We start from the raw sequence: 20,925 nt of genomic DNA, 5'->3' as shown, positions 1-20,925 counted from the left end.
AAGACTCGCTATGACACTGAAGGTCCACCACCTGCGTCCGGCCCCCGGCGCCCACACCAAGAAGACCCGCGTGGGTCGTGGTGAGGGTTCCAAGGGCAAGACGGCCGGGCGCGGTACCAAGGGCACCGGCGCGCGGGGCACCGTCTCCGCGCGGTTCGAGGGTGGGCAGACCCCGCTGAACATGCGGCTGCCCAAGCTCTCGGGCTTCAAGAACAACAACAAGGTCGTCTTCCAGGTCGTCAACCTCGACCGGATCGCGGCGCTGTTCCCGCAGGGGGGCGCGGTCAACCCGGACACGCTGGCCGAGGCCGGCGCGGTGCGCCGCGGCCAGCCGGTCAAGGTGCTGGGCACCGGTGACCTCGGCGGGATCAAGGTCGACGTGCACGCGAACGCCTTCTCCGCCTCGGCTGCCGAGAAGATCGCCGCGGCCGGCGGCAGCACCACCGTTCTCTGAGTAGAAGGACCCCTTCCCCTCCCTCGGCCCCGTCCGGAGGCTCACCGCGAGCTCGCGAGCGGTGAGGGGGACGGGGTCCTTCTCTTGCTAACCTCACTCGACCGAACAGGGGAGGGCACGTGCTGCAGGCGTTCGCCGCGGCGTTCCGGACGCCAGATCTCCGGCGCAAGCTGCTGTTCTCCCTGGCGATCATCGCCGTCTACCGGCTGGGGGCGGCGGTCCCGGGGCCGGGCGTCTCGGTGGAGGCGATCAACAGCTGCCTGGAGCAGGCCCAGGCCTCCGACCAGCGGGACCTCTACTCGCTGGTGAACCTCTTCTCCGGCGGCGCGCTGCTCCGGTTGAGCGTGTTCGCGCTGGGGATCATGCCCTACATCACCGCGAGCATCATCGTGCAGCTGCTGGTGGTGGTGATCCCGCGCTTCGAGCAGCTGAAGAAGGAAGGGCAGTCGGGTCAGGCCAAGCTGACCCAGTACACCCGCTACCTCACCATCGCGCTGGCCGTGCTGCAGAGCACCGGCATCATCGCCCTCGCCCGCAGCGGGCAGCTGTTCCCGAACTGCAGCCAGGAGATCATCCCGTCGGAGTCGGTCTGGACGACGGTGATCCTGGTGATCACGCTGACCGCCGGCACCGCGCTGATCATGTGGCTCGGCGAGCTGCTGACCGAGAAGGGGATCGGCAACGGCATGTCCGTGCTGATCTTCACCTCGATCGCCGCGCGGATCCCGGCCGAGGGCGGCTCGATCCTGCAGACGCGGGGCGGCATCGTCTTCGCCGTCGTGTGTGCCTTCGCCGTCGTGATCATCGGCACCGTGGTCTACGTCGAGCAGGCGCAGCGCCGCATCCCGGTGCAGTACGCCAAGCGGATGGTCGGCCGCCGGATGTACGGCGGCACGTCGACCTACCTGCCGCTGAAGGTGAACCAGGCCGGCGTCATCCCGGTCATCTTCGCCTCGTCGCTGCTGTACCTGCCCCAGCTGATCACCCAGCTCCAGGGCAACGAGACCGGAGCGGTGCGTCGGTTCTTCGAGAACTACGTGATCGACCAGAGCAGCCCGGTCCACGTCGCGATCTACTTCGCGATGATCATCTTCTTCACGTACTTCTACGTGTCGATCACGTTCAACCCGGAGGAACGGGCCGACGACATGAAGCGCTACGGCGGCTTCATCCCGGGCATCCGGCCGGGGCGGCCCACCGCCGAGTACCTGCAGTACGTCCTGTCCCGGATCACGCTTCCGGGGTCGATCTACCTGGGTCTGGTCGCAGTCTTGCCGAACCTCTTCCTGTCGATCACGCAGGAAGGGCAGAACCAGAACTTCCCGTTCGGTGGAACCGCTGTCCTGATCATGGTCGGAGTGGGGTTGGAGACAGTGAAGCAGATCGAGACGCAACTGAATCAGCGCAACTACGAAGGGTTCCTGAAGTAGTGCGCATCGTCCTCCTGGGCCCCCCCGGAGCGGGCAAGGGCACCCAGGCGCAGATCATCGCCGCCAAGCTCGGCGTCCCCGCGATCTCGACCGGCGACATCTTCCGCGCCAACGTGAGCGGGAAGACGGAGCTGGGCCAGAAGGCCAAGGTCTACATGGACGCCGGCGACCTCGTGCCCGACGAGATCACCGTCGCCATGGTCAAGGACCGGCTGGCCGAGGACGACGCGGAGTCGGGCTTCCTGCTCGATGGCTTCCCGCGCACCATCGCCCAGGCCGAGCAGCTGCGGGAGTCCCTCACCGAGCTGGGGCAGAAGCTCGACCGCGTCGTGGAACTCGTGGTCGACGAGGACGAGCTGGTCCGGCGGCTCTCGGGCCGGCGCATGATCGTGGACGGTAAAGAGGTCCAGCGCGACGACGACAAGCCCGAGACGGTGCGGCACCGGCTGCACGTGTACCGGGAACAGACCGCACCGGTGGCAGGCTTCTACGAGGACGAGGGGCTGCTCGCGCGCATCGACGCGATCGGTCCGGTCGAGGAGGTCACCGCCCGGGCGCTGCGCGCGCTGGGCGCTGACGATGACGGCGAGGCCGGTCAGCCGGCGTGAGCCACCGGCCGGCCGGTGCGGTGAAGGAGCGACGCGGAAGATGACGGCAGGCATCCTCGGCCGCCTTCCGTTGGTCGCGAAGTGGAGTGGACGCATGATCCAGATCAAGACGCCGCACGAGATCGAGCTGATGCGGGGCGCGGGGCTCGTCGTCGCGGGAGCGATCGCGGCCGTCCGCGCCGCCATCCGCCCGGGGGTCACCACGGGTGAGCTCGACGCGATCGCCGAGGACCACATCCGCAGCGCGGGTGCGGTGCCCTCGTTCCTGGGGTACCACGGCTTCACCGGCAGCATCTGCGCGTCGATCAACGACGAGATCGTGCACGGCATCCCCCACAAGGACCGGGCGCTCGCCTCGGGCGACAACATCTCGATCGACTGCGGGGCCATCCTGAACGGCTGGCACGGGGATTCCGCCGTGACGGTGACGGTGGGGGAGCCCTCCGCCGAGGATGCGGCGCTGCTCGACGTGACGGAGCGGTCGATGTGGGCGGGGCTGGCCCGTGCCGTTGCCGGCGGCCGGCTGACCGACATCAGCTCCGCGGTCGAGCAGGTCATCCGGGCCGAGAGCCACCCGTACGGCATCGTCGACCACTACGGCGGGCACGGCATCGGCACGGAGATGCACCAGGACCCGCACGTGCTGAACTACGGGCGGCCGGGCCGTGGCCCCAAGCTCGTCCCCGGCCTCGCCCTGGCGATCGAGCCGATGGTGACCGTCGGCGACCCCGCCACCGTGGAGCTCGAGGACGGCTGGACGGTCGTCACGAAGGACGGGTCGCGCGCGGCACACTTCGAGCACACGGTCGCCATCACCCCCGAGGGTCCGTGGGTGCTCACCGCCGAGGACGGCGGCGTCGCGGGTCTGGCGCCGTTCGGGATCACGCCCCGCACCTGAGGAGGGACCCGGCATCCTCACCCCTCGCACGCTCGGGGTGAGCCCCTGATCGGGCCGTTCAGCACGTCACCACTGTCACTCCGGGGGCGGGTTGGTGACGCGTGGGACATCGGGGTACGATCTTCTGTGGCGCTAGCGCCGTTCTGTCGTCGTGCTGTGGCCGCATGACGCAGAGCGCCCTCTGCGAGAGCGCCGGCACCACCCGATCTGCAAAGTCCCGAGTGCGTCCAGCCGGTCACCGGCGCGGCCGCGCGAAGGAACCAGTACCACCGAGTCAAGGAGTGCGTGTAGGGCATGGCGAAGAAGGACGGGGCCATCGAGGTCGAGGGTCGCGTCGTCGAGCCGCTGCCCAACGCGATGTTCCGGGTCGAGCTGCAGAACGGGCACCGGGTGCTCGCCCACATCAGCGGCAAGATGCGGCAGCACTACATCCGCATCCTGCCCGAGGACCGCGTGGTCGTGGAGCTCTCGCCCTACGACCTGACGCGCGGTCGCATCGTCTACCGCTACAAGTGACCGTCACGGACCCGCACGGCGTGCGCGGTCCGGGCACATCGATTTCGAGGAATGAGGGGCGGCACCGGTGAAGGTCCAGCCGTCGGTGAAGAAGATCTGCGACAAGTGCAAGGTGATCCGCCGGCACGGCCGGGTCATGGTCATCTGCGACAACGCCCGGCACAAGCAGCGCCAGGGCTGAGGGAGTACCTGAACATGGCACGACTGGCTGGCGTCGACCTGCCCCGCGAGAAGCGGATGGAGATCGCGCTCACCTACATCTATGGCATCGGCAAGCACCACGCCAAGGAGACCCTGGCCGCGACGGGTGTGAACCCCGACCTGCGCGCCAAGGACCTCAGTGACGAGGACCTGCTGAAGCTCCGCGACTACATCGACGAGCACTTCCGCGTCGAGGGTGACCTGCGCCGCGAGGTGGCCGCCGACATCCGTCGCAAGGTGGAGATCGGTTGCTACCAGGGTCTGCGGCACCGCCGTGGCCTCCCGGTGCACGGTCAGCGCACCAAGACCAACGCGCGCTCGAGCAAGGGCCCGCGCAAGACCATCGCCGGCAAGAAGAAGGCCGGCAAGAAGTAAGCCGCGAGAGCGCGTCGCCGCAGATCCCGTGAGGGGGGAGCGTCGGCGCGCACGCGTGCTGCCTCTCTAGGCCACGAAGAGAAGGAACTCGACAGACTCATGCCTCCCAGGGCTCGCGCCGCGGCCGGCGCCAAGAAGGTCCGCCGCAAGGAGAAGAAGAACGTCGCTCACGGTGCTGCGCACATCAAGAGCACGTTCAACAACACGATCGTCTCGATCACCGATCCCAGCGGGAACGTGATCAGCTGGGCCTCCGCCGGCCACGTCGGCTTCAAGGGCTCCCGCAAGTCGACCCCCTTCGCCGCGCAGATGGCCGCCGAGAACGCGGCCCGCAAGGCGCAGGAGCACGGCATGCGCAAGGTGGACGTCTTCGTGAAGGGTCCCGGCTCCGGCCGGGAGACCGCGATCCGTTCGCTCCAGGCCACCGGCCTCGAGGTGGGGCAGATCCAGGACGTCACCCCGCAGCCGCACAACGGCTGCCGCCCCAAGAAGCGCCGCCGGGTCTGACCGGCCACTGACGAGACGAAGAGGTAGATAGACGTGGCCCGTTACACCGGAGCCGACTGCCGCATGTGCCGGCGCGAGAAGATGAAGCTGTTCCTCAAGGGCAGCAAGTGCGAGTCCCCGAAGTGCCCGATCGAGATCCGGCCGTACCCGCCGGGCGAGCACGGCCGGGGCCGCAGCAAGGACAGCGAGTACCTGCTGCAGCTGCGCGAGAAGCAGAAGGCCCGCCGTATCTACGGTGTGCTGGAGAAGCAGTTCCGCGGCTACTACGAAGAGGCCAACCGCAAGACGGGCAAGACCGGTGAGGTCCTGCTGCAGATCCTCGAGTCGCGGCTGGACAACGTGGTCTACCGGGCCGGCTTCGCCGAGTCCCGCGACATGGCCCGCCAGCTGGTGCGCCACGGCCACATCCGGGTGAACGGCCGCAAGGTCGACATCCCGTCGTACCGGGTCAGCGAGAACGACATCATCGAGGTCGCCGAGAAGTCGCGCACGATGATGCCGTTCGAGGTGGCCCAGGCCCGCGCGGGCGAGCGCCCCGTGCCGCCGTGGCTCGAGGTCATCAGCACCCAGCTCCGCGTGCTCGTCCACGGCATCCCGGCCCGTCAGGTGATCGACACCCCGGTCCAGGAGCAGCTGATCGTCGAGCTGTACTCGAAGTAGAAGGACCCTGTCGCACCCCGCCACACGCTCCGCGCGCGGCGGGCCCCTGCGACAGGGCCGTTCCAGCACCACCGGTCCCGGCGGACGGACAGATGTCCGCCGGGACCAGCACCACCCCTCACGGCGTCATATGGCGGGTGCCGGAGGACCTGAAGGAGACACCCAATGCTCATCGCACAGCGCCCCACGCTGACCGAGGAGACCATCTCGGAGCAGCGCTCGCGGTTCATCATCGAGCCGCTCGAGCCGGGCTTCGGCTACACCCTCGGCAACTCCCTGCGGCGCACGCTGCTGTCGTCCATCCCCGGTGCCGCTGTCACCAGCATCCGCATCGAGGGCACCCTGCACGAGTTCACCACCGTGCCGGGCGTCAAGGAGGACGTCACCGAGATCATCCTCAACCTCAAGAGCCTGGTCGTCAGCTCCGACTCCGACGAGCCGGTGACCATGTACCTGCGCAAGCAGGGCCCGGGTGAGGTCACCGCCGCGGACATCGCGCCGCCGGCCGGCGTCGAGGTGCACAACCCCGAGCTGCACATCGCCACCCTGAACGGCAAGGGTCGGCTGGAGGTCGAGCTGGTCGTCGAGCGCGGCCGCGGCTACGTGCCGGCCCCGCAGAACAAGCAGCCGGGCCAGGAGATCGGCCGCATCCCCGTCGACTCGATCTACTCGCCGGTCCGCAAGGTCACCTACGCCGTCGAGGCGACCCGCGTCGAGCAGCGCACGGACTTCGACCGGCTCGTGGTGGACGTGGAGACCAAGCCCTCCATCGCCCCGCGGGACGCGATCGCCTCGGCCGGGTCGACCCTGGTCGAGCTCTTCGGGCTGCTGCGCGAGCTGAACATCGACGCCGAGGGCATCGAGGTCGGGCCCAGCCCGGCCGAGGCCGCCGACATCGCCAACTTCTCGATGCCGATCGAGGACATGGACCTCACCGTCCGGTCCTACAACTGCCTCAAGCGCGAGGGCGTGCACACCGTCGGTGAGCTCGTGACCCGCTCCGAGGCCGACCTGCTCGACATCCGGAACTTCGGGGCCAAGTCGATCGACGAGGTCAAGATGAAGCTGGCCGCCATGGGGCTGGCGCTCAAGGACAGCCCGCCCGGGTTCATCCCCACCTCGATCGAGAGCTACGACGAGGGCTACGAGACCGACGCCTACCACGGCACGGGCGAGTACGCGGCCGGCTACGACCAGGCGCAGTACGACGAGGGCTCCTACCAGGAGACCGAGCAGCTCTGAGCAAGGGCCCCGCTGCACCCCGCCGCCGGCACGTCCGCGGTGGGCCCCTGCAGCGGGGCCGCTCGGGGCACGCCACACTGACGCCACGAGCAGTGCAGCACCACCGCAGCAAGGACGACAGCACCACCACGGATGCAGCCGGCAGCGAGCGCCCGGCCGCCTGAGGAAGGACCGACATGCCCACCCCCACCAAGGGCCCCCGTCTCGGCGGCTCCCCCGCGCACGAGCGGCTGATGCTGGCCAACCTGGCCACCTCGCTGTTCGAGCACGGGCGGATCACCACCACCGAGGCGAAGGCCAAGCGGCTGCGTCCGCTGGCCGAGAAGCTGGTGACCTTCGCCAAGCGCGGTGACCTGCACGCGCGTCGTCAGGTGATGACGACCATCCGTGACAAGGACGTCGTCCACACCCTGTTCGCCGAGATCGGCCCTCGCTACGAGAACCGCCCCGGTGGCTACACCCGCATCACCAAGGTCGGTCCCCGCAAGGGCGACAACGCCCCGATGGCGGTCATCGAGCTGGTCGAGGCCCTGACCGTCGGCCAGCAGGCCGTCGGCGAGGCCGAGCGCGCCCGTGGCACCCAGTTCGCCACCGGCGCCGGCGCGGCCGCTGCCACCGGCGAGGTCACCGCGGACGCGATCGAGACCGCCGACGCCGAGGACGCGGCGGCCGACCAGGTCGCCGAGGAGGCGGCCGACGAGACCGCCGCCGACGCCGAGGACACGGACGCCCGATGAGCTCGCCCGAGGACGTGACGGGCGCCGGCGCGGCCGGCGTGTCCGCCGGTGGCGGCGACCAGGGGGCGACGTTCCAGGGTGAGACCACCGGTCCCGGTGGCGACACCTCGCCCGCGGTGACCGACGGCAGCGTCACGGACGAGGCGCAGGAGATCGTCACCGACGTCTACAACCCCGACGGCGACCGGCAGGACGACGGTGACGTGACGCCCGAGCCGCAGCGCGAGAACGCGGCCTTGGTGGACGACCCGGCGCTCTCGCCCGAGGTGGCCCGGGCCGCGGCGGCGGAGGTCGAGGCCGCCGAGCTCGGGGACGCCGCGACCGCGAGCCAGCAGTACCAGGGCGGCGACGCCGCTCCGGACCCGAAGTGACGTGCCGCTGAGCGATCAGCAGCGCACGGACGAGCCCGCCACCGACTCCGGTGGCGGGCTCGTCCGTCTCCGGCTGGCCGTGCAGTACGACGGCACCGGCTTCCACGGCTGGGCCCGCCAGCCGGCGATGCGCACGGTCCAGCACGAGCTGGAGCGGGGTCTGGCCACGGTGCTCCGCCGCGACGTCGACCTCACCGTCGCCGGCCGCACCGACGCCGGCGTGCACGCCACCGGTCAGGTCGTCCACTGCGACGTCCCGCGGGGGGTGTGGGAGGAGCAGGCCGCCAAGCTGGTCCGGCGGCTCCGCGGCGTCCTGCCGCCGGACGTGGTGGTCCGGTCGGTGACCGAGGCGCCCCCGGACTTCGATGCGCGCTTCGGTGCGCTGGCCCGCCACTACGCGTACCGGCTGACCGACGACCCGGCGGGTCCGCCGCCGCTGCGCCGGAACGACACGGTGGCCTGGCCGCGTCGGCTCGACGCCACCGCCATGGATCTCGCGGCGGGGCTGCTCCTCGGTGAGCACGACTTCGCGGCCTTCTGCAGGCGCCGCGAGGGGGCGACGACGATCCGCACCCTGCTGCGGCTCAAGGTCTCGAGGGCCGTGGAGGACGCCGGCGTCGAGGTGCTCCGCATCGATGCGTCCGCCGACGCCTTCTGCCACTCGATGGTGCGCAGCCTCGTGGGGGGCCTGATCGCGGTGGGTGAGGGGCGGCGCCCGCTCGACTGGCCGGCGAGCCTCCTGGCACGCTCCGAGCGGTCCAGCGAGGTGCCGGTCGCCCCGGCCCACGGCCTGACGCTGCTCGCCGTCGACTACCCGCCCGATGCCGAGCTCGCCACCCGTGCCCAGGTCACCCGGGCGCGCCGGGGGTGACGGCCGGGCCGTCGAACAGCCGGTCCAGGCGGTAGCCCAGGATCGCCAGCGCGTCCTCGGCGTCCCGCTGCCGGCCCAGCACGCTGTCGCTGAGGCCGTTCACCAGGGCGAGCAGGCTCGCCGCCTCGATGCGGGCGTCCCGCTGTGCGTCGACGTCTCCGCTCTGCTGCCCGCGCACGACGTACCCGGTCAGCAGGTCGGCGAGCGCATCCGGGTGGTCGGTGGTGCCCTCCAGCAGCCCGGGGTCGGTCAGCGTTGCGGCGAAGTAGGCCGTCCACGCCATGCGGTCCGCCCGACCCGACTCGTCGGTGGGCAGGATGCTGCCGAGCACGACCTCGAGGGCCAGCCGCGGTGGCAGGCCGACACCGTGCGCGGTGGCGCGCTCACGGACCCGGCGGTCGAGCCGCGCCGCGAGCTCGTCCAGGCCGGCCCGCATCAGCGTCCGCTTGTCGGTGAAGTAGTACTGCACCAGGCGCAGCGACACCCCCGCCTCGGCGGCGACCTCCCGCATGGTGACCGCCTGCAGGCCGCGGCTGCTCGCGATGCGCAGCAGAGCTGCTGTGATGTGTGCCCGCCGTTCGCCGTGGTCGACGCGCCTGGGCATCAGGCCTCCGCGCGTGGGCGGCTCACGGATGGGGGGAAGGAGAGCACCCGGTCGGCCACCAGCTCGGGAGCCTCGACCTGCAGCGCGTGGCCGGTGCCGGGGACGACCTCCACGCGCCAGTCCGGCCGTACGGCGGACAGGCGGCGGGCGACGCCGGTGGCGTCGTGGATGGTGCTGCGCTCGCCGATCAGCACCTGCACCGGCGGGGCGACGCTCTCGAGCTCGTCGTCCGACCACGGCGAGGGGGCGGGGAGCCGGCGCCGGAAGGCCATGGATGCCGACACCAGGGCCATGAGGTCGTCGTCGGCGAGCGTGCCGTTCACCAGGCGCCGGGCCGCCCGGTGGCGCAGTCCCCGGGGCAGTGCGGCGGCCATCCCGCCGAGGACCACCCAGCGGTAGAAGCGGCCGGTCAGCGGCTGGAGGCCGGCCGGGTCCACGAGCGTCACCGCGGAGATCCGCCCCGGCTGCACCCGCGCGTGCTCCAGGGCCAGCCAGCCGCCGTAGGAGCACCCCACCAGGTGGGCGCCACGGGCCCCGACCCCGGCGAGCACCTCCTCGAGCCAGCCCGTGAGCGCCGGCCCGTCGGCCGGCGGCGCGGTCTGCCGGGAGCGGCCGGGCTCACCGGGTGTGTCCACGACCAGCACCGGGTGCTGCCGGCTCAACGCGGCGACGGCGCGGTACCAGCCGATCGCGTTGCCACCCGCGCCGCTGAGCAGGACGACCGGGGCGCTGCCGGTCGGGCCGGCCCGGTATCCCCGGACGGTGCCCGCCGTGGTCGGCAGGTCGACCGGATCGACCGGGACCGGCCAGACCCGGTCCAGCACCTCGTCGTAGCGCACGAGGAACCTGTTCCGCGCTGCATCGCTGGTGAACGCGGACGGGCGGGCGGTCCTGGTGGGCATGGCGGCTCCTGCCTCGGCGGCGTTGGTGATACAGGTGTACCACCAAGCGTCGCCGGGCGGAAGGGCCGCGTCAGGGGACGGAGGCGACCGCCTCGCCGACCGGCGTCGTGCCGGAGACCAGCTCCACCACGGCTCCGTCGCGCGGGGAGTCGAGGAACGCCAGCAGCACTGCGGCGACATCGTCGCGGGGGATCTCGCCGCGCTCCACGTGCCGGTCGAGGGTGACCCGGCCCGTGCCGGGATCGTCGGTCAGGCCGCCCGGCCGCAGCACCGTGACCGCGAGGGCGGGGCGGGCGAGCAGGTTCTGCTCGGCGGCGAGCTTGGCGCGCAGGTAGGCGGCGAACACCTCGTCGACGCCGTCGGGCGCGGCGCCACCGGCCACCAGGTCGGTCCCCATGGAGGAGACGAGCAGGTAGGTCCGCACCCCCGCCCGCTCGGCGGCGTCGGCCAGCAGCACCGCCGCTCCGCGGTCGACGCTGTCCTTGCGGGCGGCCCCGCTGCCCGGCCCGGCGCCCGCGGCGAACACGACCCCGTCAGCGCCCTGCAGCACCTCGGCGACCTCCTCGAGCGAGGCCGACTCGAGGTCGATCACCGCCGGCGTCACGCCATCGGCTTCCAGGTCGGCCCGGTGATCGGGATTGCGGACGAGCCCGACGACGGTGTCGCCGCGGCCGGACAGGAGACGGCCGAGGCGGCGGGCGACCTGCCCGTGGGCCCCAGCGATGACGATGCGCATGCCCACGCCCTACCCGGGGGGCGCGCCGGCTACCGCCCGGGCGCGCGCCAGCTCCTCGGGGGTGTCGCAGTCCAGCCACGGCGCCGGGCGGCCGGGTGCCACCGGCGGGGAGAAGCGGTCGACGGCGAGCCCGGAGACCACCCGGTGCAGGGCGCGAGGGCAGTCCGGCGCGGCCACGGCGGCGCGCAGCGCAGCCGTGCGCCAGGCGCCGAGCAGGAGCTGGTCGCGACCGGTGTCGTCGACCACCAGGACACCGTCGTGGCGCAGGCGTCGGCGCAGCTCCGCGACCAGGTGGGCGGTGAGGAACGGCAGGTCGGCGGCGAGGAGGACGACGACGGCGGTGTCCACGACCGCGAGCCCGGCCCGCAGCGCCGCGACGGGCCCACCGCCGGGCGGCGCCTCGCGGGTCAGGAGGACGTCGCCCGGGACCTCCTGCGCCGGCCCCACGACGATCCGCTGCCGCGCGTCGCCGACGGCGTCGAGGGCGGCCGTCAGCATCGTCCGGCGGCCCACGCGCAGCTGGGGCTTGGCCTGCCCGCCCAGCCGCTCGGCCCGTCCACCGGCCAGCACCACGGCCGAGTACGGGGGCAGCGGGTCCACGCCGACACGGTAGGCCCACGGCATGGGTACCGTCCTCCGCGTGGGACGAGTCACCAGCCGCACCCCGGTGCTGCGCATCCGCGGCGCGCAGCACACCACCCGGCCCGACACGGTCGCCGCGGAGGAGCCGCTCGAGATCCGCCTGGGCGGTACCGCGCTGGCGATCACCATGCGCACCCCCGGCGACGACTTCGACCTGGTGCACGGCTTCCTGGCGACCGAGGGCGTGATCCGCGGCGCCGACGACGTCGCGGGCCTGCGCTACTGCGACTCGGTCGACGCGGACGGGCGCAACACGTACAACGTCGTGGACGTCGACCTGGCGCCCGGCGTGCCGATGCCCGACACCGGGCTGGAGCGGAACTTCTACACGTCCAGCTCCTGCGGGGTCTGCGGCAAGGCGAGCATCGACGCGATCCGCACGAAGACCTCCTTCGACGTCGCCGCCGACACCCTGCGGCTCCCACTGGCGGCCCTGCTGGCGCTGCCGGACCGGCTCCGCGCCCAGCAGCAGGTGTTCGACAAGACCGGTGGCCTGCACGCCGCCGGGCTGTTCGGCGCCGACGGCGAGCTGCTCGCGCTGCGCGAGGACGTGGGTCGGCACAACGCGGTGGACAAGGTGATCGGCGACGGCGTGCGGGCCGGCCGGCTGCCGCTGGCCGGGCACGTCCTGATGGTGAGCGGCCGGGCGAGCTTCGAGCTGACCCAGAAGGCGGCGATGGCCGGCATCCCGGTGCTGGCGGCGGTCTCCGCGCCGTCGTCGCTGGCCGTGGAGCTGGCCCGCGAGGTCGGCATCACCCTCGTCGGCTTCCTCCGTGGCGACGGCTGCAACGTCTACACCCACCAGGAGCGCATCGCACTGGACTGACGCGGCCACCTGCACGGGCCTTGCGCGCCCCGCGAGGTGACCGCAGGAGTGAGGGCCGGAGGCTCCCGCGACGCAGGTCAGGACGCGCTCAGCGCAGCTGGGGCACGGCTCCTGGCCGCGATGTCGTCCGGAGGACGACGTCAGACATGGTCTCCGCCGCGGAGCTGGCTCACCACGTGCGGGAGCAGCGGGCCGAGGACGGCGAGCCCGTCCCGCACCCCGCCGGTGGAGCCGGGCAGGTTGACGATCAGCGTGCGCGCGGCGGTGCCGGCCAGCCCACGGGAGAGGACCGCCGTGGGGACCCCGTGCTCGGCGCCGTACCGGCGGACCGCCTCGGCGATGCCGGGCGCCTCCCGCTCGAGCACCGCCCGGGTGGCCTCGGGGGTGACGTCGGTGGGGGAGAGGCCGGTGCCGCCGGTGGTGACCACCAGGTCGACGCCGAGGTCCACCGCGTTGCGCAGCACGGCCTCCAGCTCGGCGGCGTCGTCGGGCCGCACGTGCGGCCCCTCCACCGCGAAGCCCAGCTCGCGCAACCCGGCGGCGAGCACCTGGCCGCTGCGGTCCTCGTAGACGCCGGCCGCGGCCCGGTTCGAGGCGGTGAGTACGACGGCGCGCGCGCCGGCCGGGAGCGCGGCGGTCACCGGGTCCACTCCCCGCTCTTGCCGCCGGACTTCCGCAGCAGCCGGACGTCGGTGATCGTCGCCCGCGGGTCGACCGCCTTCACCATGTCGATCATGGTGAGCCCGGCCACGGTGACCGCGGTGAGCGCCTCCATCTCCACCCCGGTGCGGTCGGCGGTGCGGGCGGTGGCGGTGATCTCGACCGCGTCGTCGGCGACCTCGACGTCCACCGTCACGCCGTGCAGGGCGATCGGGTGGCACAGCGGCACCAGGTCCGGCGTCCGCTTGGCCCCGGCGATGCCGGCGATCCGCGCGACGGCGACGGCGTCGCCCTTGGGGACGCCCTTCCCGCGCAGCAGGTCGACCACCTCGGCGCTGATCAGCACCCGGCCGGCCGCGGTGGCCTCCCGGGCGGTGACCGCCTTGGCGGAGACGTCGACCATCCGGGCGGCGCCGGACTCGTCGACGTGGGTGAGGCGTGGTCCGGTCACTGGAGCGCTCCCTCGATCAGCACGACGTCCACGGAGGCGCCGGCGGGCAGTTCGGTGACGTCCTCGGGCACGACGACCAGGCAGTTGGCCCTGGCCAGGTGTGCGACCAGGTGCGAGCCGGGGCCGCCGACCTGGGAGACCTCCCCGCCCTCGTAGCGGCCGCGCAGGTACTGCCGGCGACCGGCGGGGGAGCGCAGCGGGCCGGCGAGTCGGGCGGGTACCCGCACCCGGGCGGGCGAGCTGTGCCCCAGTGCCCGGCGCAGGGCCGGGCGGACGAACACCTCGAAGGAGACGAAGGCGCTCACCGGGTTGCCGGGGAGGGTGACCACGGGGACGCCGTCGACCGTGCCGGCGCCCTGGGGCCCGCCGGGCTGCATGGCGACCTTGCCGAACTCGACGGTGCCGAGCGTGCGGAAGGCGTCCTTGACCACCTCGTAGGCGCCGGCGCTCACCCCGCCGCTGGTGATCAGCAGGTCGGCCGTCGCCAGCTCCGCCCGCACGGTGGCGAGGAACTGGTCCACGTCGTCGGGGACGAAGTGCAGTCGCCGGGGGATGCCGCCGGCCTCCTCGACCGCGGCGGCCAGCAGCACCGAGTTGGACTCGTAGATCTGCCCCCGCACCAGCGGCTGCCCCGGTGCGACGAGCTCGCTGCCGGTGGAGAGGACCAGTACCCGCGGCCGGCGCCGGACGACCAGCTCCGAAACCCCCACCGCGGCGGCCAGGCCCAGCTGGGCGGCGCCGAGCGGGGCCCCGGCGGGGAGGGCCACGGTGCCTGCGGTGATGTCCTCGCCGGCCGCCCGCAGGTGGCTCCCGGCGGGCGGGCGGCCGCGGATCTCCACGACGTCGGTGCCCCCGTCGGTGAGCTCCACGGGGACGACGACGTCGGCCCCCGGGGGCAGCGGGGCCCCGGTCATGATGCGGTGGACGGTGCCCGGCGCCAGGGGGACGACGTCGGTGCGCCCGGCGGGGATGTCCTCGGCCACCGGCAGCCGGACCGGCCCGCCGTCGTCGCCGGCGAGCTCGGCCCACCGGCCGGCGTAGCCGTCCATCGCCGAGTTGTCGAAGCCCGGCAGCGGCACCTCGGCGACGACGTCCCGCGCCAGCACCCGGCCGTGCGCGGCCGACAGGGGCACGGTCTCCTCGGGCAGGGCGGGCAGCAGGGCGTCCACCACCGACTGGTGTTCCTCGACCGTGCGCACGGGGCACATCCTCGCCCATCGCCGCGTGCCCGCCACCGGCGGTGGAAGGGGGCGCGTGGATGGCAGCGGTGGTCGTGCTGGGCCAGATCGGCCGCGATCTGGTGCTCCGGCTCTCGCGGGTGCCCGCGGCCGGTGGGTCGGCCCCGGCCACGGGGCGCCGGGAGCTGCTCGGCGGGAAGGGGGCGAACCAGGCGGTCGCGCTGACCCAGCTCGGCGTCCCGGTGGCGCTGGTCGGCGTCGTCGGCGACGACGCCGCGGGACGCGACGTGCGGGCGCAGGCCGCCGCCGACGGGATCGACGTCTCCGGCGTCGTCACCCGGCCGGGCACGCCCACCGCGCTGCTGCTCGACCTGGTGGAGGACGGCGGCCGCCGGCGGCTGGTCGAGGACGTGCCGCCCGGCGCGCTGCTGACCCCCGCCGACGTGGCCGGCGCGGCCGAGCAGCTGGCGGCCTGCCAGGTGCTGAGCCTGCAGCTGCAGCAGCCCGGCGCGGCGGTGCGCGCGGCGCTGGCGCGCGTCCCCCGGACGGCCCTCGTGGTGGCCGACGGCGCCGCGGAGGACCCGGCGACGAGGGAGGCGGTGCTCGCCCGCGCGGACGTCGTCCGGGCCGACGCCACCGAGGCCGAGCTCCTGGTCGGCCGCCCGCTGCCCCGTGTGGAGGACGCCCGCGACGCCGCGGCGCAGCTGCTGGCGGCGGGCCCCCGGCTGGTGGCGATGGCGGTGGGGAAGCAGGGCGACCTGGTGGCCTGGCGGTCCGGACCGGCCCTCGGCGTCGCGGCGGGGGAGCGCGAGGTCGACCCGGCGTGGGCCGATGGCGAGCTCGTCGTGCCGCTGCTCGGGGAGGCGCCGGTCGACCCGACCGGAGCCGGGGACGTGTGGGTGGCGGCGCTCGTCGCCGCGCTGCTCGGCAGGGGCGGCCCCGAGGACGCGGCCTGGCTCGCCGCCGCGGCGGCGGCCGCGACGGTCTCGCACGCAGGGGGCAGGCCGGCGCTGGACCCGGCGGTGCTGGCCGACGTGGTCGCCCGCGAGCGCGGACGCCTGGGAGTCCGGTTATCGTCCGGTCGTGGCTGAGATCGACCGGATGCTCGAAGCGAACGCGGAGTGGGCTGAGCGGTTCCCCGGCAGCAAGCCGGTGGCCCCGGCCCGGAAGGTCGCCGTCGTGGCGTGCATGGACTCCCGGATGCCGCTGTTCCCCCTCCTGGGTCTGGAGGTCGGTGACGCGCACGTCATCCGCAACGCCGGCGGCGTCGTCACCGAGGACACCGTGCGGTCGCTGACCATCTCGCAGCACTTGCTCGGCACCCGGGAGATCGTGCTGGTCCACCACACCGACTGCGGGCTGCAGAAGAGCAACGACGTCGACTTCGCCGACCGGGTCGAGCAGGCCACCGGCCGCCGTCCGCCGTGGTCGGCGCGCACGTTCACCGACGTCGACGCCGACGTCCGCGAGTCGATGCGGCTGCTGCGGGACTGCCCCTACCTCCTGTCGCGCGAGGTGCGGGGGACCGTCTACGACGTCGACACCGGGCGGCTGCGCGAAGTCCGGTAACCGTCCGTCAGCGGCCCCCGTCCAGGATCCCGCCCTGGGCCTGGTGACGTCCTGGAACGGCCTCCGTCCAGGGTCCCGGTGACGCGCTGGAACGGCCCCCGTCCAGAGGCTCGCCCCGAGCCTGCGAGGGGTGAGGAGGACAGGGGTCCTTCGACTGGTATCGTGCTCGGTTGGCGCGCGTGCCGGCTGGTGCCGCGCGTGCAGAACCGTCTCCCGTGCTCGGCGAGGCGATCCCACCAGCCATCCCGACGACGACGGAGGACGCGCGCCGTGCGCACGTACACCCCCAAGCCCGGCGAGGTCGCCCGGGCCTGGCACGTCATCGACGCCACGGACGTGGTGCTCGGTCGACTCGCCAGCCAGACCGCGCAGCTCCTGCGCGGCAAGCACAAGCCCCAGTACGCCCCGCACGTGGACGTCGGCGACTTCGTCGTCATCGTCAACGCCGGCAAGGTCGCCCTGACCGGGTCCAAGCGCGAGGACAAGCGCGCCTACCGGCACTCCGGCCACCCGGGTGGCCTCAAGACCATCAACGTGGGCGACCAGCTGCGCACGCACCCCGACCGCGTCATCGAGCGCGCGATCAAGGGCATGCTGCCGCATAACAGCCTCGGTCGGCAGATGATCAAGAAGCTCAAGGTCTACGCCGGCCCGGAGCACCCGCACGCCGCGCAGCAGCCCCAGACCTACGAGATCAAGCAGGTGGCCCAGTGACCAGCGCACTGACCGTGACCGACGCCGAGGGGCGTCCGGTGCAGACCGTCGGCCGGCGCAAGGAGGCAGTCGTCCGCGTGCGGCTGCTCCCCGGCACCGGCCAGTTCAAGCTCAACGGCCGCACCCTCGAGGAGTACTTCCCGAACAAGGTGCACCAGCAGCTCATCCGTGAGCCGTTCGTGACCCTCGAGAAGGCCGAGCAGTACGACGTCGTCGGCCTCCTCAAGGGTGGTGGCGTCACGGGCCAGGCCGGCGCGCTGCGCCTGGCCATCGCCCGCGCCCTCATCGAGGTCGAGAGCGAGGACCGCCCGGCCCTCAAGAAGGCCGGCTTCCTGACCCGTGACCCGCGGGTCAAGGAGCGCAAGAAGTACGGGCTCAAGAAGGCCCGCAAGGCGCCTCAGTACTCCAAGCGCTGACCGGCACGGCTGCGTCGGCCATGGGGGGGAGACTCTTCGGCACCGACGGCGTCCGGGGTCGGGCGAACGCCGACCTCACGCCGGAGCTGGCCCTCTCGGTGGCACGCGCCGCCGCAGGCGTGCTCGCCGACCGCGACGGGACCTCGCGTCCCGTCGCGGTCGTCGGCCGCGACCCCCGTGCGAGCGGGGAGATGCTCGAGGCCGCGGTCGTCGCGGGCCTCACGAGCGCCGGAGCCGAGGTGCTCCTCGCCGGAGTGGTCCCCACGCCGGCGCTGGCCTGGCTGACCGGCCGCAGCGGCGCCGATCTCGGCGTCATGATCTCGGCCAGCCACAACCCGATGCCCGACAACGGCATCAAGCTCTTCAGCCGGGGCGGGCACAAGCTGCCCGATGCCGTCGAGGCGGCCATCGAGCAGACCGTCGCCTCCGGCTCCTCCGACGGCCACCGCCCCACCGGCGGCGGGGTCGGCCGCGTCCGCGCACTCGACGACGGCACCGACGCCTACGTCGAGCACCTGCTCGGCACGGCCGTCCGGCCGCTGACCGGCCTGTCCGTCGTCGTGGACGCCGCCCACGGAGCGGCCGCCACGGCCGCTCCCGAGGTCTACCGGCGGGCCGGCGCGACGGTGCACGCGATCGGCTGCGCGCCCGACGGCTGGAACATCAACGACGGCGTGGGCTCCACCCACCTCGGGCCGCTGGTCGAGGCCGTCCGGGCGCGCGGCGCCGACATCGGGCTCGCCCACGACGGGGACGCCGACCGGTGCCTCGCCGTGACCGCCGACGGCGACGTCGTCGACGGCGACGCCATCCTGGCCATCTGTGCGCTGGACCTGCACGAGCGCGGTGCGCTGAAGTCCGACACGGTCGTCGCGACGGTGATGAGCAACCTCGGGTTCCACCACACGATGCGCGACGCCGGGATCACCGTGAGCACGACGGCCGTCGGCGACCGCTACGTGCTCGAGGCCTTGCGCGCCCACGACCTCAGCCTCGGCGGGGAGCAGAGCGGGCACCTCGTCTTCCTGGAGCACGCCACCACCGGCGACGGCCTGCTCACCGGGCTGGCCCTGCTCTCCCGCATGGCCGGCACCGGCGCCTCGCTGGCGGAGCTGGCCTCGGTGGTGCAGCGGCTGCCGCAGGTGCTGGTCAACGTGCCGGTCTCCGACCGCCTCGCCGTGGCCGAGAGCGACGAGGTCGCCGCCGCGGTCAACGCGGTGGAGGCGGAGCTGGGCGACAGCGGCCGGGTGCTGCTGCGCCCGTCGGGCACCGAGCAGCTGATCCGCGTCATGGTGGAGGCCCCCACGCAGGAGCAGGCCGACGCCGTCGCCCAGCGGCTCGCGGAGGTCGTCGCCGCGGTCGGCTGACGGCTGGATCCGGCCTCACCCCTCGGGGCGGACCGGTCGCGCGCGGGGGACGAACGGGCCACGGTCCCCGGTACTCTCGGTGAAATGTGCGGCATCGTGGGATACGTCGGCCCTCAGGACGCGCTGGACGTCGTCCTGGAGGGGCTGCGCCGGCTCGAGTACCGCGGGTACGACTCCGCGGGCATCGCCGTGGTCTCCGGCGGTGAGCTGAGCACGGCGAAGAAGGCCGGCAAGCTGGCCAACCTGGAGAAGGTGCTGGCCGACGAGCCGCTGCCGGCCGCCACGATCGGCATCGGGCACACCCGGTGGGCGACCCACGGCGGCCCCACCGACCGGAACGCCCACCCGCACGTCTCCGGTGACGGGACCGTCGCGGTGATCCACAACGGCATCATCGAGAACTTCGCGGCGCTGCGGGCCGAGTGCGAGGCCGCCGGCGTGGAGTTCACGTCGGAGACCGACACCGAGGTGGTGGCCCACCTGCTCGCCGCCGTCTACGGGGCGACCCCGGAGGGGCCGGGCCGGCTGGCCGAGGCGATGCGCGGGGTCTGCCGGCGGCTGGAGGGCGCGTTCACCCTCGTCGCCACCCACGTCGCCGAGCCCGACACCCTCGTCGCCGCCCGGCGCAGCAGCCCGCTCGTGGTCGGCATCGGGGAGACGGCCGACGGCGTGGCCGAGTACTTCCTGGGCTCCGACGTCGCGGCGTTCATCGGGCACACCAAGGAGGCCCGGGAGCTCGGCCAGGACCAGGTGGTCGAGATCGACCGCACCCGCGGGCTCACGGTGACCGGCTTCGACGGGGCGCCGGCCGAGCCCACGGCCTACACGGTCGACTGGGACGCCGCCGCCGCCGAGAAGGGCGGCTACGACTGGTTCATGCTCAAGGAGATCGCCGAGCAGCCGCAGGCGATCGCCGACACCCTGCTGGGCCGGCTGGGCGAGAACGGCGAGCTGGTTCTCGACGAGGTCCGGCTGTCGGACCAGGAGCTCCGCGACATCGACAAGATCTTCGTCGTCTCCTGCGGCACGAGCTACCACGCGGGCCTGATCGCCAAGTACGCCATCGAGCACTGGACCCGCATCCCGGTCGAGGTGGAGGTCGCCAGCGAGTTCCGCTACCGCGACCCGGTGCTCGACCGCTCCACGCTGGTCATCGTCATCAGCCAGTCCGGCGAGACGATGGACACCCTCATGGCGCTGCGGCACGCCAAGGAGCAGAAGGCCCGCGTGCTCGCCATCTGCAACGCCAACGGCTCGACCATCCCCCGGGAGTCCGACGCCGTCCTGTACACCCACGCCGGCCCCGAGATCGCCGTCGCGTCGACCAAGGCGTTCCTCGCCCAGGTCGTCGCCTGCTACCTCGTCGGGCTCTTCCTGGCCCAGGTGCGCGGGGTCAAGTACGAGGACGAGATCGCCGCGATCGTCGAGGACCTGCGGCAGCTGCCCGACGCCGTCGAGAAGGTGCTGGAGCAGATGGAGCCGGTGCGCGCGCTGGGCCGGTCGCTCGCCGACGCGGGCACCATCCTGTTCCTCGGCCGGCACGTGGGGTTCCCGGTGGCGCTGGAGGGCGCGCTCAAGCTCAAGGAGCTGGCCTACATCCACGCCGAGGGCTTCGCCGCGGGCGAGCTGAAGCACGGGCCGATCGCCGTCGTCGACCAGGGCACCCCGGTCGTCGTCGTGGTGCCCTCGCCGCGCAGCCGCAACTCGGTGCACGGCAAGGTCGTGTCCAACATCCAGGAGGTCCGGGCCCGCGGGGCGCGCACGATCGTGATCGCCGAGGACGGCGACGACGACGTGGTGCCGTTCGCCGACCACCTGATCCGGGTGCCGCGCACGCCGACCCTCATGGCCCCCGTGGTGACGACCGTGCCGCTGCAGGTGCTCGCCTGCGAGATCGCCGACACCCGTGGGTACGACGTCGACCAGCCGCGCAACCTGGCCAAGAGCGTCACCGTCGAGTAGAAGGACCTCGATGCCCCCCACGACTCGC

27 protein-coding genes are annotated in these 20,925 nt (G+C 73.0%); 20 read left to right on the top strand and 7 right to left on the bottom strand.

The genetic code is table 11. The annotated features are described in order from the left end of the window. Positions 1–10 precede the first annotated feature (10 nt). From rplO to truA, 13 genes are all read left to right on the top strand, one after another. Positions 11–454: a 50S ribosomal protein L15 gene (rplO, locus tag ACI8AG_RS16500; protein ID WP_456590446.1), complete on the top strand. Its 444-nt coding sequence runs from the start codon at positions 11–13 to the stop codon at positions 452–454. 119 nt (positions 455–573) lie between these two features. Beyond that, entirely contained in the window at positions 574–1,884 is a 1,311-nt protein-coding gene (secY, locus tag ACI8AG_RS16495; RefSeq protein WP_456590445.1) for a preprotein translocase subunit SecY, read from the top strand. Beyond that, positions 1,884–2,492, top strand: coding sequence for an adenylate kinase (locus tag ACI8AG_RS16490; RefSeq protein ID WP_456590444.1), 609 nt, complete (start codon positions 1,884–1,886; stop codon positions 2,490–2,492). Before secY ends, ACI8AG_RS16490 begins: the two co-directional genes overlap by 1 nt. A 94-nt stretch (positions 2,493–2,586) precedes the next feature. After that, positions 2,587–3,390, top strand: coding sequence for a type I methionyl aminopeptidase (map, locus tag ACI8AG_RS16485; RefSeq protein WP_456597888.1), 804 nt, complete (start codon positions 2,587–2,589; stop codon positions 3,388–3,390). Positions 3,391–3,684: 294 nt separating this feature from the next. Beyond that, on the top strand, positions 3,685–3,906 hold the full coding sequence (infA, locus tag ACI8AG_RS16480) for a translation initiation factor IF-1 (protein ID WP_012950459.1): 222 nt from the start codon (positions 3,685–3,687) through the stop codon (positions 3,904–3,906). Positions 3,907–3,973: 67 nt separating this feature from the next. After that, positions 3,974–4,087 carry a 50S ribosomal protein L36 gene (rpmJ, locus tag ACI8AG_RS16475; RefSeq protein ID WP_012950458.1) on the top strand — a complete coding sequence of 38 codons (114 nt, stop codon included), beginning with the start codon at positions 3,974–3,976 and terminating at the stop codon, positions 4,085–4,087. Positions 4,088–4,101: 14 nt separating this feature from the next. Further along, on the top strand, positions 4,102–4,482 hold the full coding sequence (gene rpsM / locus ACI8AG_RS16470) for a 30S ribosomal protein S13 (RefSeq protein ID WP_456590442.1): 381 nt from the start codon (positions 4,102–4,104) through the stop codon (positions 4,480–4,482). Positions 4,483–4,581: 99 nt separating this feature from the next. Further along, positions 4,582–4,989: a 30S ribosomal protein S11 gene (rpsK, locus tag ACI8AG_RS16465; RefSeq protein WP_091319594.1), complete on the top strand. Its 408-nt coding sequence runs from the start codon at positions 4,582–4,584 to the stop codon at positions 4,987–4,989. A 33-nt stretch (positions 4,990–5,022) separates the two neighbouring features. Then, positions 5,023–5,649 (top strand): 30S ribosomal protein S4, encoded by a 627-nt coding sequence (rpsD, locus tag ACI8AG_RS16460; protein ID WP_456590441.1) that lies wholly within the window; start codon positions 5,023–5,025, stop codon positions 5,647–5,649. A 165-nt stretch (positions 5,650–5,814) separates the two neighbouring features. Beyond that, on the top strand, positions 5,815–6,891 hold the full coding sequence (locus tag ACI8AG_RS16455) for a DNA-directed RNA polymerase subunit alpha (RefSeq protein ID WP_456597887.1): 1,077 nt from the start codon (positions 5,815–5,817) through the stop codon (positions 6,889–6,891). A gap of 176 nt (positions 6,892–7,067) precedes the next feature. After that, positions 7,068–7,628 carry a 50S ribosomal protein L17 gene (gene rplQ / locus ACI8AG_RS16450; protein ID WP_456597886.1) on the top strand — a complete coding sequence of 187 codons (561 nt, stop codon included), beginning with the start codon at positions 7,068–7,070 and terminating at the stop codon, positions 7,626–7,628. Beyond that, on the top strand, positions 7,625–7,999 hold the full coding sequence (locus ACI8AG_RS16445; RefSeq protein ID WP_456590438.1) for a hypothetical protein: 375 nt from the start codon (positions 7,625–7,627) through the stop codon (positions 7,997–7,999). The genes rplQ and ACI8AG_RS16445 overlap by 4 nt, the downstream gene beginning before the upstream one ends. 1 nt (position 8,000) lies before the next feature. Then, entirely contained in the window at positions 8,001–8,870 is an 870-nt protein-coding gene (truA, locus tag ACI8AG_RS16440; protein WP_456597885.1) for a tRNA pseudouridine(38-40) synthase TruA, read from the top strand. Here the strand turns inward: truA and ACI8AG_RS16435 are convergent. The 4 genes from ACI8AG_RS16435 to mobA all read right to left on the bottom strand — a co-directional run bounded on the left by ACI8AG_RS16435 (position 8,848) and on the right by mobA (position 11,712). Next, positions 8,848–9,474, bottom strand: coding sequence for a TetR/AcrR family transcriptional regulator (locus ACI8AG_RS16435; RefSeq protein WP_456597884.1), 627 nt, complete (start codon positions 9,472–9,474; stop codon positions 8,848–8,850). The two genes, truA and ACI8AG_RS16435, sit on opposite strands and share 23 nt — an antisense overlap. Next, complete coding sequence (locus ACI8AG_RS16430) at positions 9,474–10,376, bottom strand: alpha/beta fold hydrolase (RefSeq protein WP_456597883.1); 903 nt, start codon at positions 10,374–10,376, stop codon at positions 9,474–9,476. Before ACI8AG_RS16430 ends, ACI8AG_RS16435 begins: the two co-directional genes overlap by 1 nt. Positions 10,377–10,446: 70 nt before the next feature. Next, positions 10,447–11,112, bottom strand: a complete 666-nt coding sequence (locus ACI8AG_RS16425) for an NAD(P)H-binding protein (RefSeq protein ID WP_456597882.1) — start codon at positions 11,110–11,112, stop codon at positions 10,447–10,449. A 9-nt stretch (positions 11,113–11,121) separates the two neighbouring features. Beyond that, entirely contained in the window at positions 11,122–11,712 is a 591-nt protein-coding gene (gene mobA / locus ACI8AG_RS16420) for a molybdenum cofactor guanylyltransferase (protein WP_456597881.1), read from the bottom strand. Between the two features lie 40 nt (positions 11,713–11,752). Here mobA and fdhD point away from each other — a divergent pair, with 40 nt between their 5' ends. After that, a complete protein-coding gene (fdhD, locus tag ACI8AG_RS16415; RefSeq protein ID WP_456590432.1) occupies positions 11,753–12,580 on the top strand; it encodes a formate dehydrogenase accessory sulfurtransferase FdhD in 828 nt (275 codons plus the stop codon). A gap of 140 nt (positions 12,581–12,720) precedes the next feature. On the opposite strand, the gene ACI8AG_RS16410 is transcribed toward fdhD, so the two are convergent. Genes ACI8AG_RS16410 through moeA form a run of 3 tightly spaced genes read right to left on the bottom strand, consistent with a single transcriptional unit; the run spans position 12,721 to position 14,899 of the window. Beyond that, positions 12,721–13,221, bottom strand: coding sequence for a MogA/MoaB family molybdenum cofactor biosynthesis protein (locus tag ACI8AG_RS16410; RefSeq protein WP_456590431.1), 501 nt, complete (start codon positions 13,219–13,221; stop codon positions 12,721–12,723). Then, a complete protein-coding gene (moaC, locus tag ACI8AG_RS16405; protein WP_456597880.1) occupies positions 13,218–13,691 on the bottom strand; it encodes a cyclic pyranopterin monophosphate synthase MoaC in 474 nt (157 codons plus the stop codon). Before moaC ends, ACI8AG_RS16410 begins: the two co-directional genes overlap by 4 nt. Next, positions 13,688–14,899, bottom strand: a complete 1,212-nt coding sequence (moeA, locus tag ACI8AG_RS16400; RefSeq protein ID WP_456597879.1) for a molybdopterin molybdotransferase MoeA — start codon at positions 14,897–14,899, stop codon at positions 13,688–13,690. Before moeA ends, moaC begins: the two co-directional genes overlap by 4 nt. A 50-nt stretch (positions 14,900–14,949) precedes the next feature. Here moeA and ACI8AG_RS16395 point away from each other — a divergent pair, with 50 nt between their 5' ends. The 6 genes from ACI8AG_RS16395 to glmS all read left to right on the top strand — a co-directional run bounded on the left by ACI8AG_RS16395 (position 14,950) and on the right by glmS (position 20,897). After that, entirely contained in the window at positions 14,950–15,960 is a 1,011-nt protein-coding gene (locus tag ACI8AG_RS16395) for a PfkB family carbohydrate kinase (protein ID WP_456597878.1), read from the top strand. Beyond that, positions 15,953–16,438, top strand: a complete 486-nt coding sequence (locus ACI8AG_RS16390) for a beta-class carbonic anhydrase (RefSeq protein WP_456590427.1) — start codon at positions 15,953–15,955, stop codon at positions 16,436–16,438. Before ACI8AG_RS16395 ends, ACI8AG_RS16390 begins: the two co-directional genes overlap by 8 nt. A 270-nt stretch (positions 16,439–16,708) precedes the next feature. Continuing rightward, positions 16,709–17,152 carry a 50S ribosomal protein L13 gene (gene rplM, locus ACI8AG_RS16385; RefSeq protein WP_456590426.1) on the top strand — a complete coding sequence of 148 codons (444 nt, stop codon included), beginning with the start codon at positions 16,709–16,711 and terminating at the stop codon, positions 17,150–17,152. Further along, positions 17,149–17,568, top strand: a complete 420-nt coding sequence (gene rpsI / locus ACI8AG_RS16380; protein WP_456590425.1) for a 30S ribosomal protein S9 — start codon at positions 17,149–17,151, stop codon at positions 17,566–17,568. The genes rplM and rpsI overlap by 4 nt, the downstream gene beginning before the upstream one ends. Positions 17,569–17,588: 20 nt before the next feature. Further along, on the top strand, positions 17,589–18,935 hold the full coding sequence (gene glmM / locus ACI8AG_RS16375; RefSeq protein WP_456590424.1) for a phosphoglucosamine mutase: 1,347 nt from the start codon (positions 17,589–17,591) through the stop codon (positions 18,933–18,935). Positions 18,936–19,019: 84 nt separating this feature from the next. Further along, positions 19,020–20,897: a glutamine--fructose-6-phosphate transaminase (isomerizing) gene (glmS, locus tag ACI8AG_RS16370; protein ID WP_456597877.1), complete on the top strand. Its 1,878-nt coding sequence runs from the start codon at positions 19,020–19,022 to the stop codon at positions 20,895–20,897. Positions 20,898–20,925: the final 28 nt, after the last annotated feature.

Source organism: Blastococcus sp. SYSU DS0552 (assembly GCF_054050815.1).
Note: the sequence above shows the minus strand (reverse complement) of the source record. Positions and strands in the feature narration are given on the sequence as shown.

Excerpts from the sequence above, each read along its gene's own strand:
- rplO (WP_456590446.1), top strand. The coding sequence starts at position 11 with ATGACACTGAAGGTCCACCACCTGCGTCCGGCCCCCGGCGCCCACACC.
- map (WP_456597888.1), top strand. The coding sequence starts at position 2,587 with ATGATCCAGATCAAGACGCCGCACGAGATCGAGCTGATGCGGGGCGCG.
- infA (WP_012950459.1), top strand. The coding sequence starts at position 3,685 with ATGGCGAAGAAGGACGGGGCCATCGAGGTCGAGGGTCGCGTCGTCGAG.
- rpsM (WP_456590442.1), top strand. The coding sequence starts at position 4,102 with ATGGCACGACTGGCTGGCGTCGACCTGCCCCGCGAGAAGCGGATGGAG.
- rpsK (WP_091319594.1), top strand. The coding sequence starts at position 4,582 with ATGCCTCCCAGGGCTCGCGCCGCGGCCGGCGCCAAGAAGGTCCGCCGC.
- ACI8AG_RS16455 (WP_456597887.1), top strand. The coding sequence starts at position 5,815 with ATGCTCATCGCACAGCGCCCCACGCTGACCGAGGAGACCATCTCGGAG.
- rplQ (WP_456597886.1), top strand. The coding sequence starts at position 7,068 with ATGCCCACCCCCACCAAGGGCCCCCGTCTCGGCGGCTCCCCCGCGCAC.
- ACI8AG_RS16445 (WP_456590438.1), top strand. The coding sequence starts at position 7,625 with ATGAGCTCGCCCGAGGACGTGACGGGCGCCGGCGCGGCCGGCGTGTCC.
- ACI8AG_RS16435 (WP_456597884.1), bottom strand. The coding sequence starts at position 9,474 with ATGCCCAGGCGCGTCGACCACGGCGAACGGCGGGCACACATCACAGCA.
- ACI8AG_RS16430 (WP_456597883.1), bottom strand. The coding sequence starts at position 10,376 with ATGCCCACCAGGACCGCCCGCCCGTCCGCGTTCACCAGCGATGCAGCG.
- ACI8AG_RS16425 (WP_456597882.1), bottom strand. The coding sequence starts at position 11,112 with ATGCGCATCGTCATCGCTGGGGCCCACGGGCAGGTCGCCCGCCGCCTC.
- moeA (WP_456597879.1), bottom strand. The coding sequence starts at position 14,899 with ATGTGCCCCGTGCGCACGGTCGAGGAACACCAGTCGGTGGTGGACGCC.
- ACI8AG_RS16395 (WP_456597878.1), top strand. The coding sequence starts at position 14,950 with ATGGCAGCGGTGGTCGTGCTGGGCCAGATCGGCCGCGATCTGGTGCTC.
- glmM (WP_456590424.1), top strand. The coding sequence starts at position 17,589 with ATGGGGGGGAGACTCTTCGGCACCGACGGCGTCCGGGGTCGGGCGAAC.
- glmS (WP_456597877.1), top strand. The coding sequence starts at position 19,020 with ATGTGCGGCATCGTGGGATACGTCGGCCCTCAGGACGCGCTGGACGTC.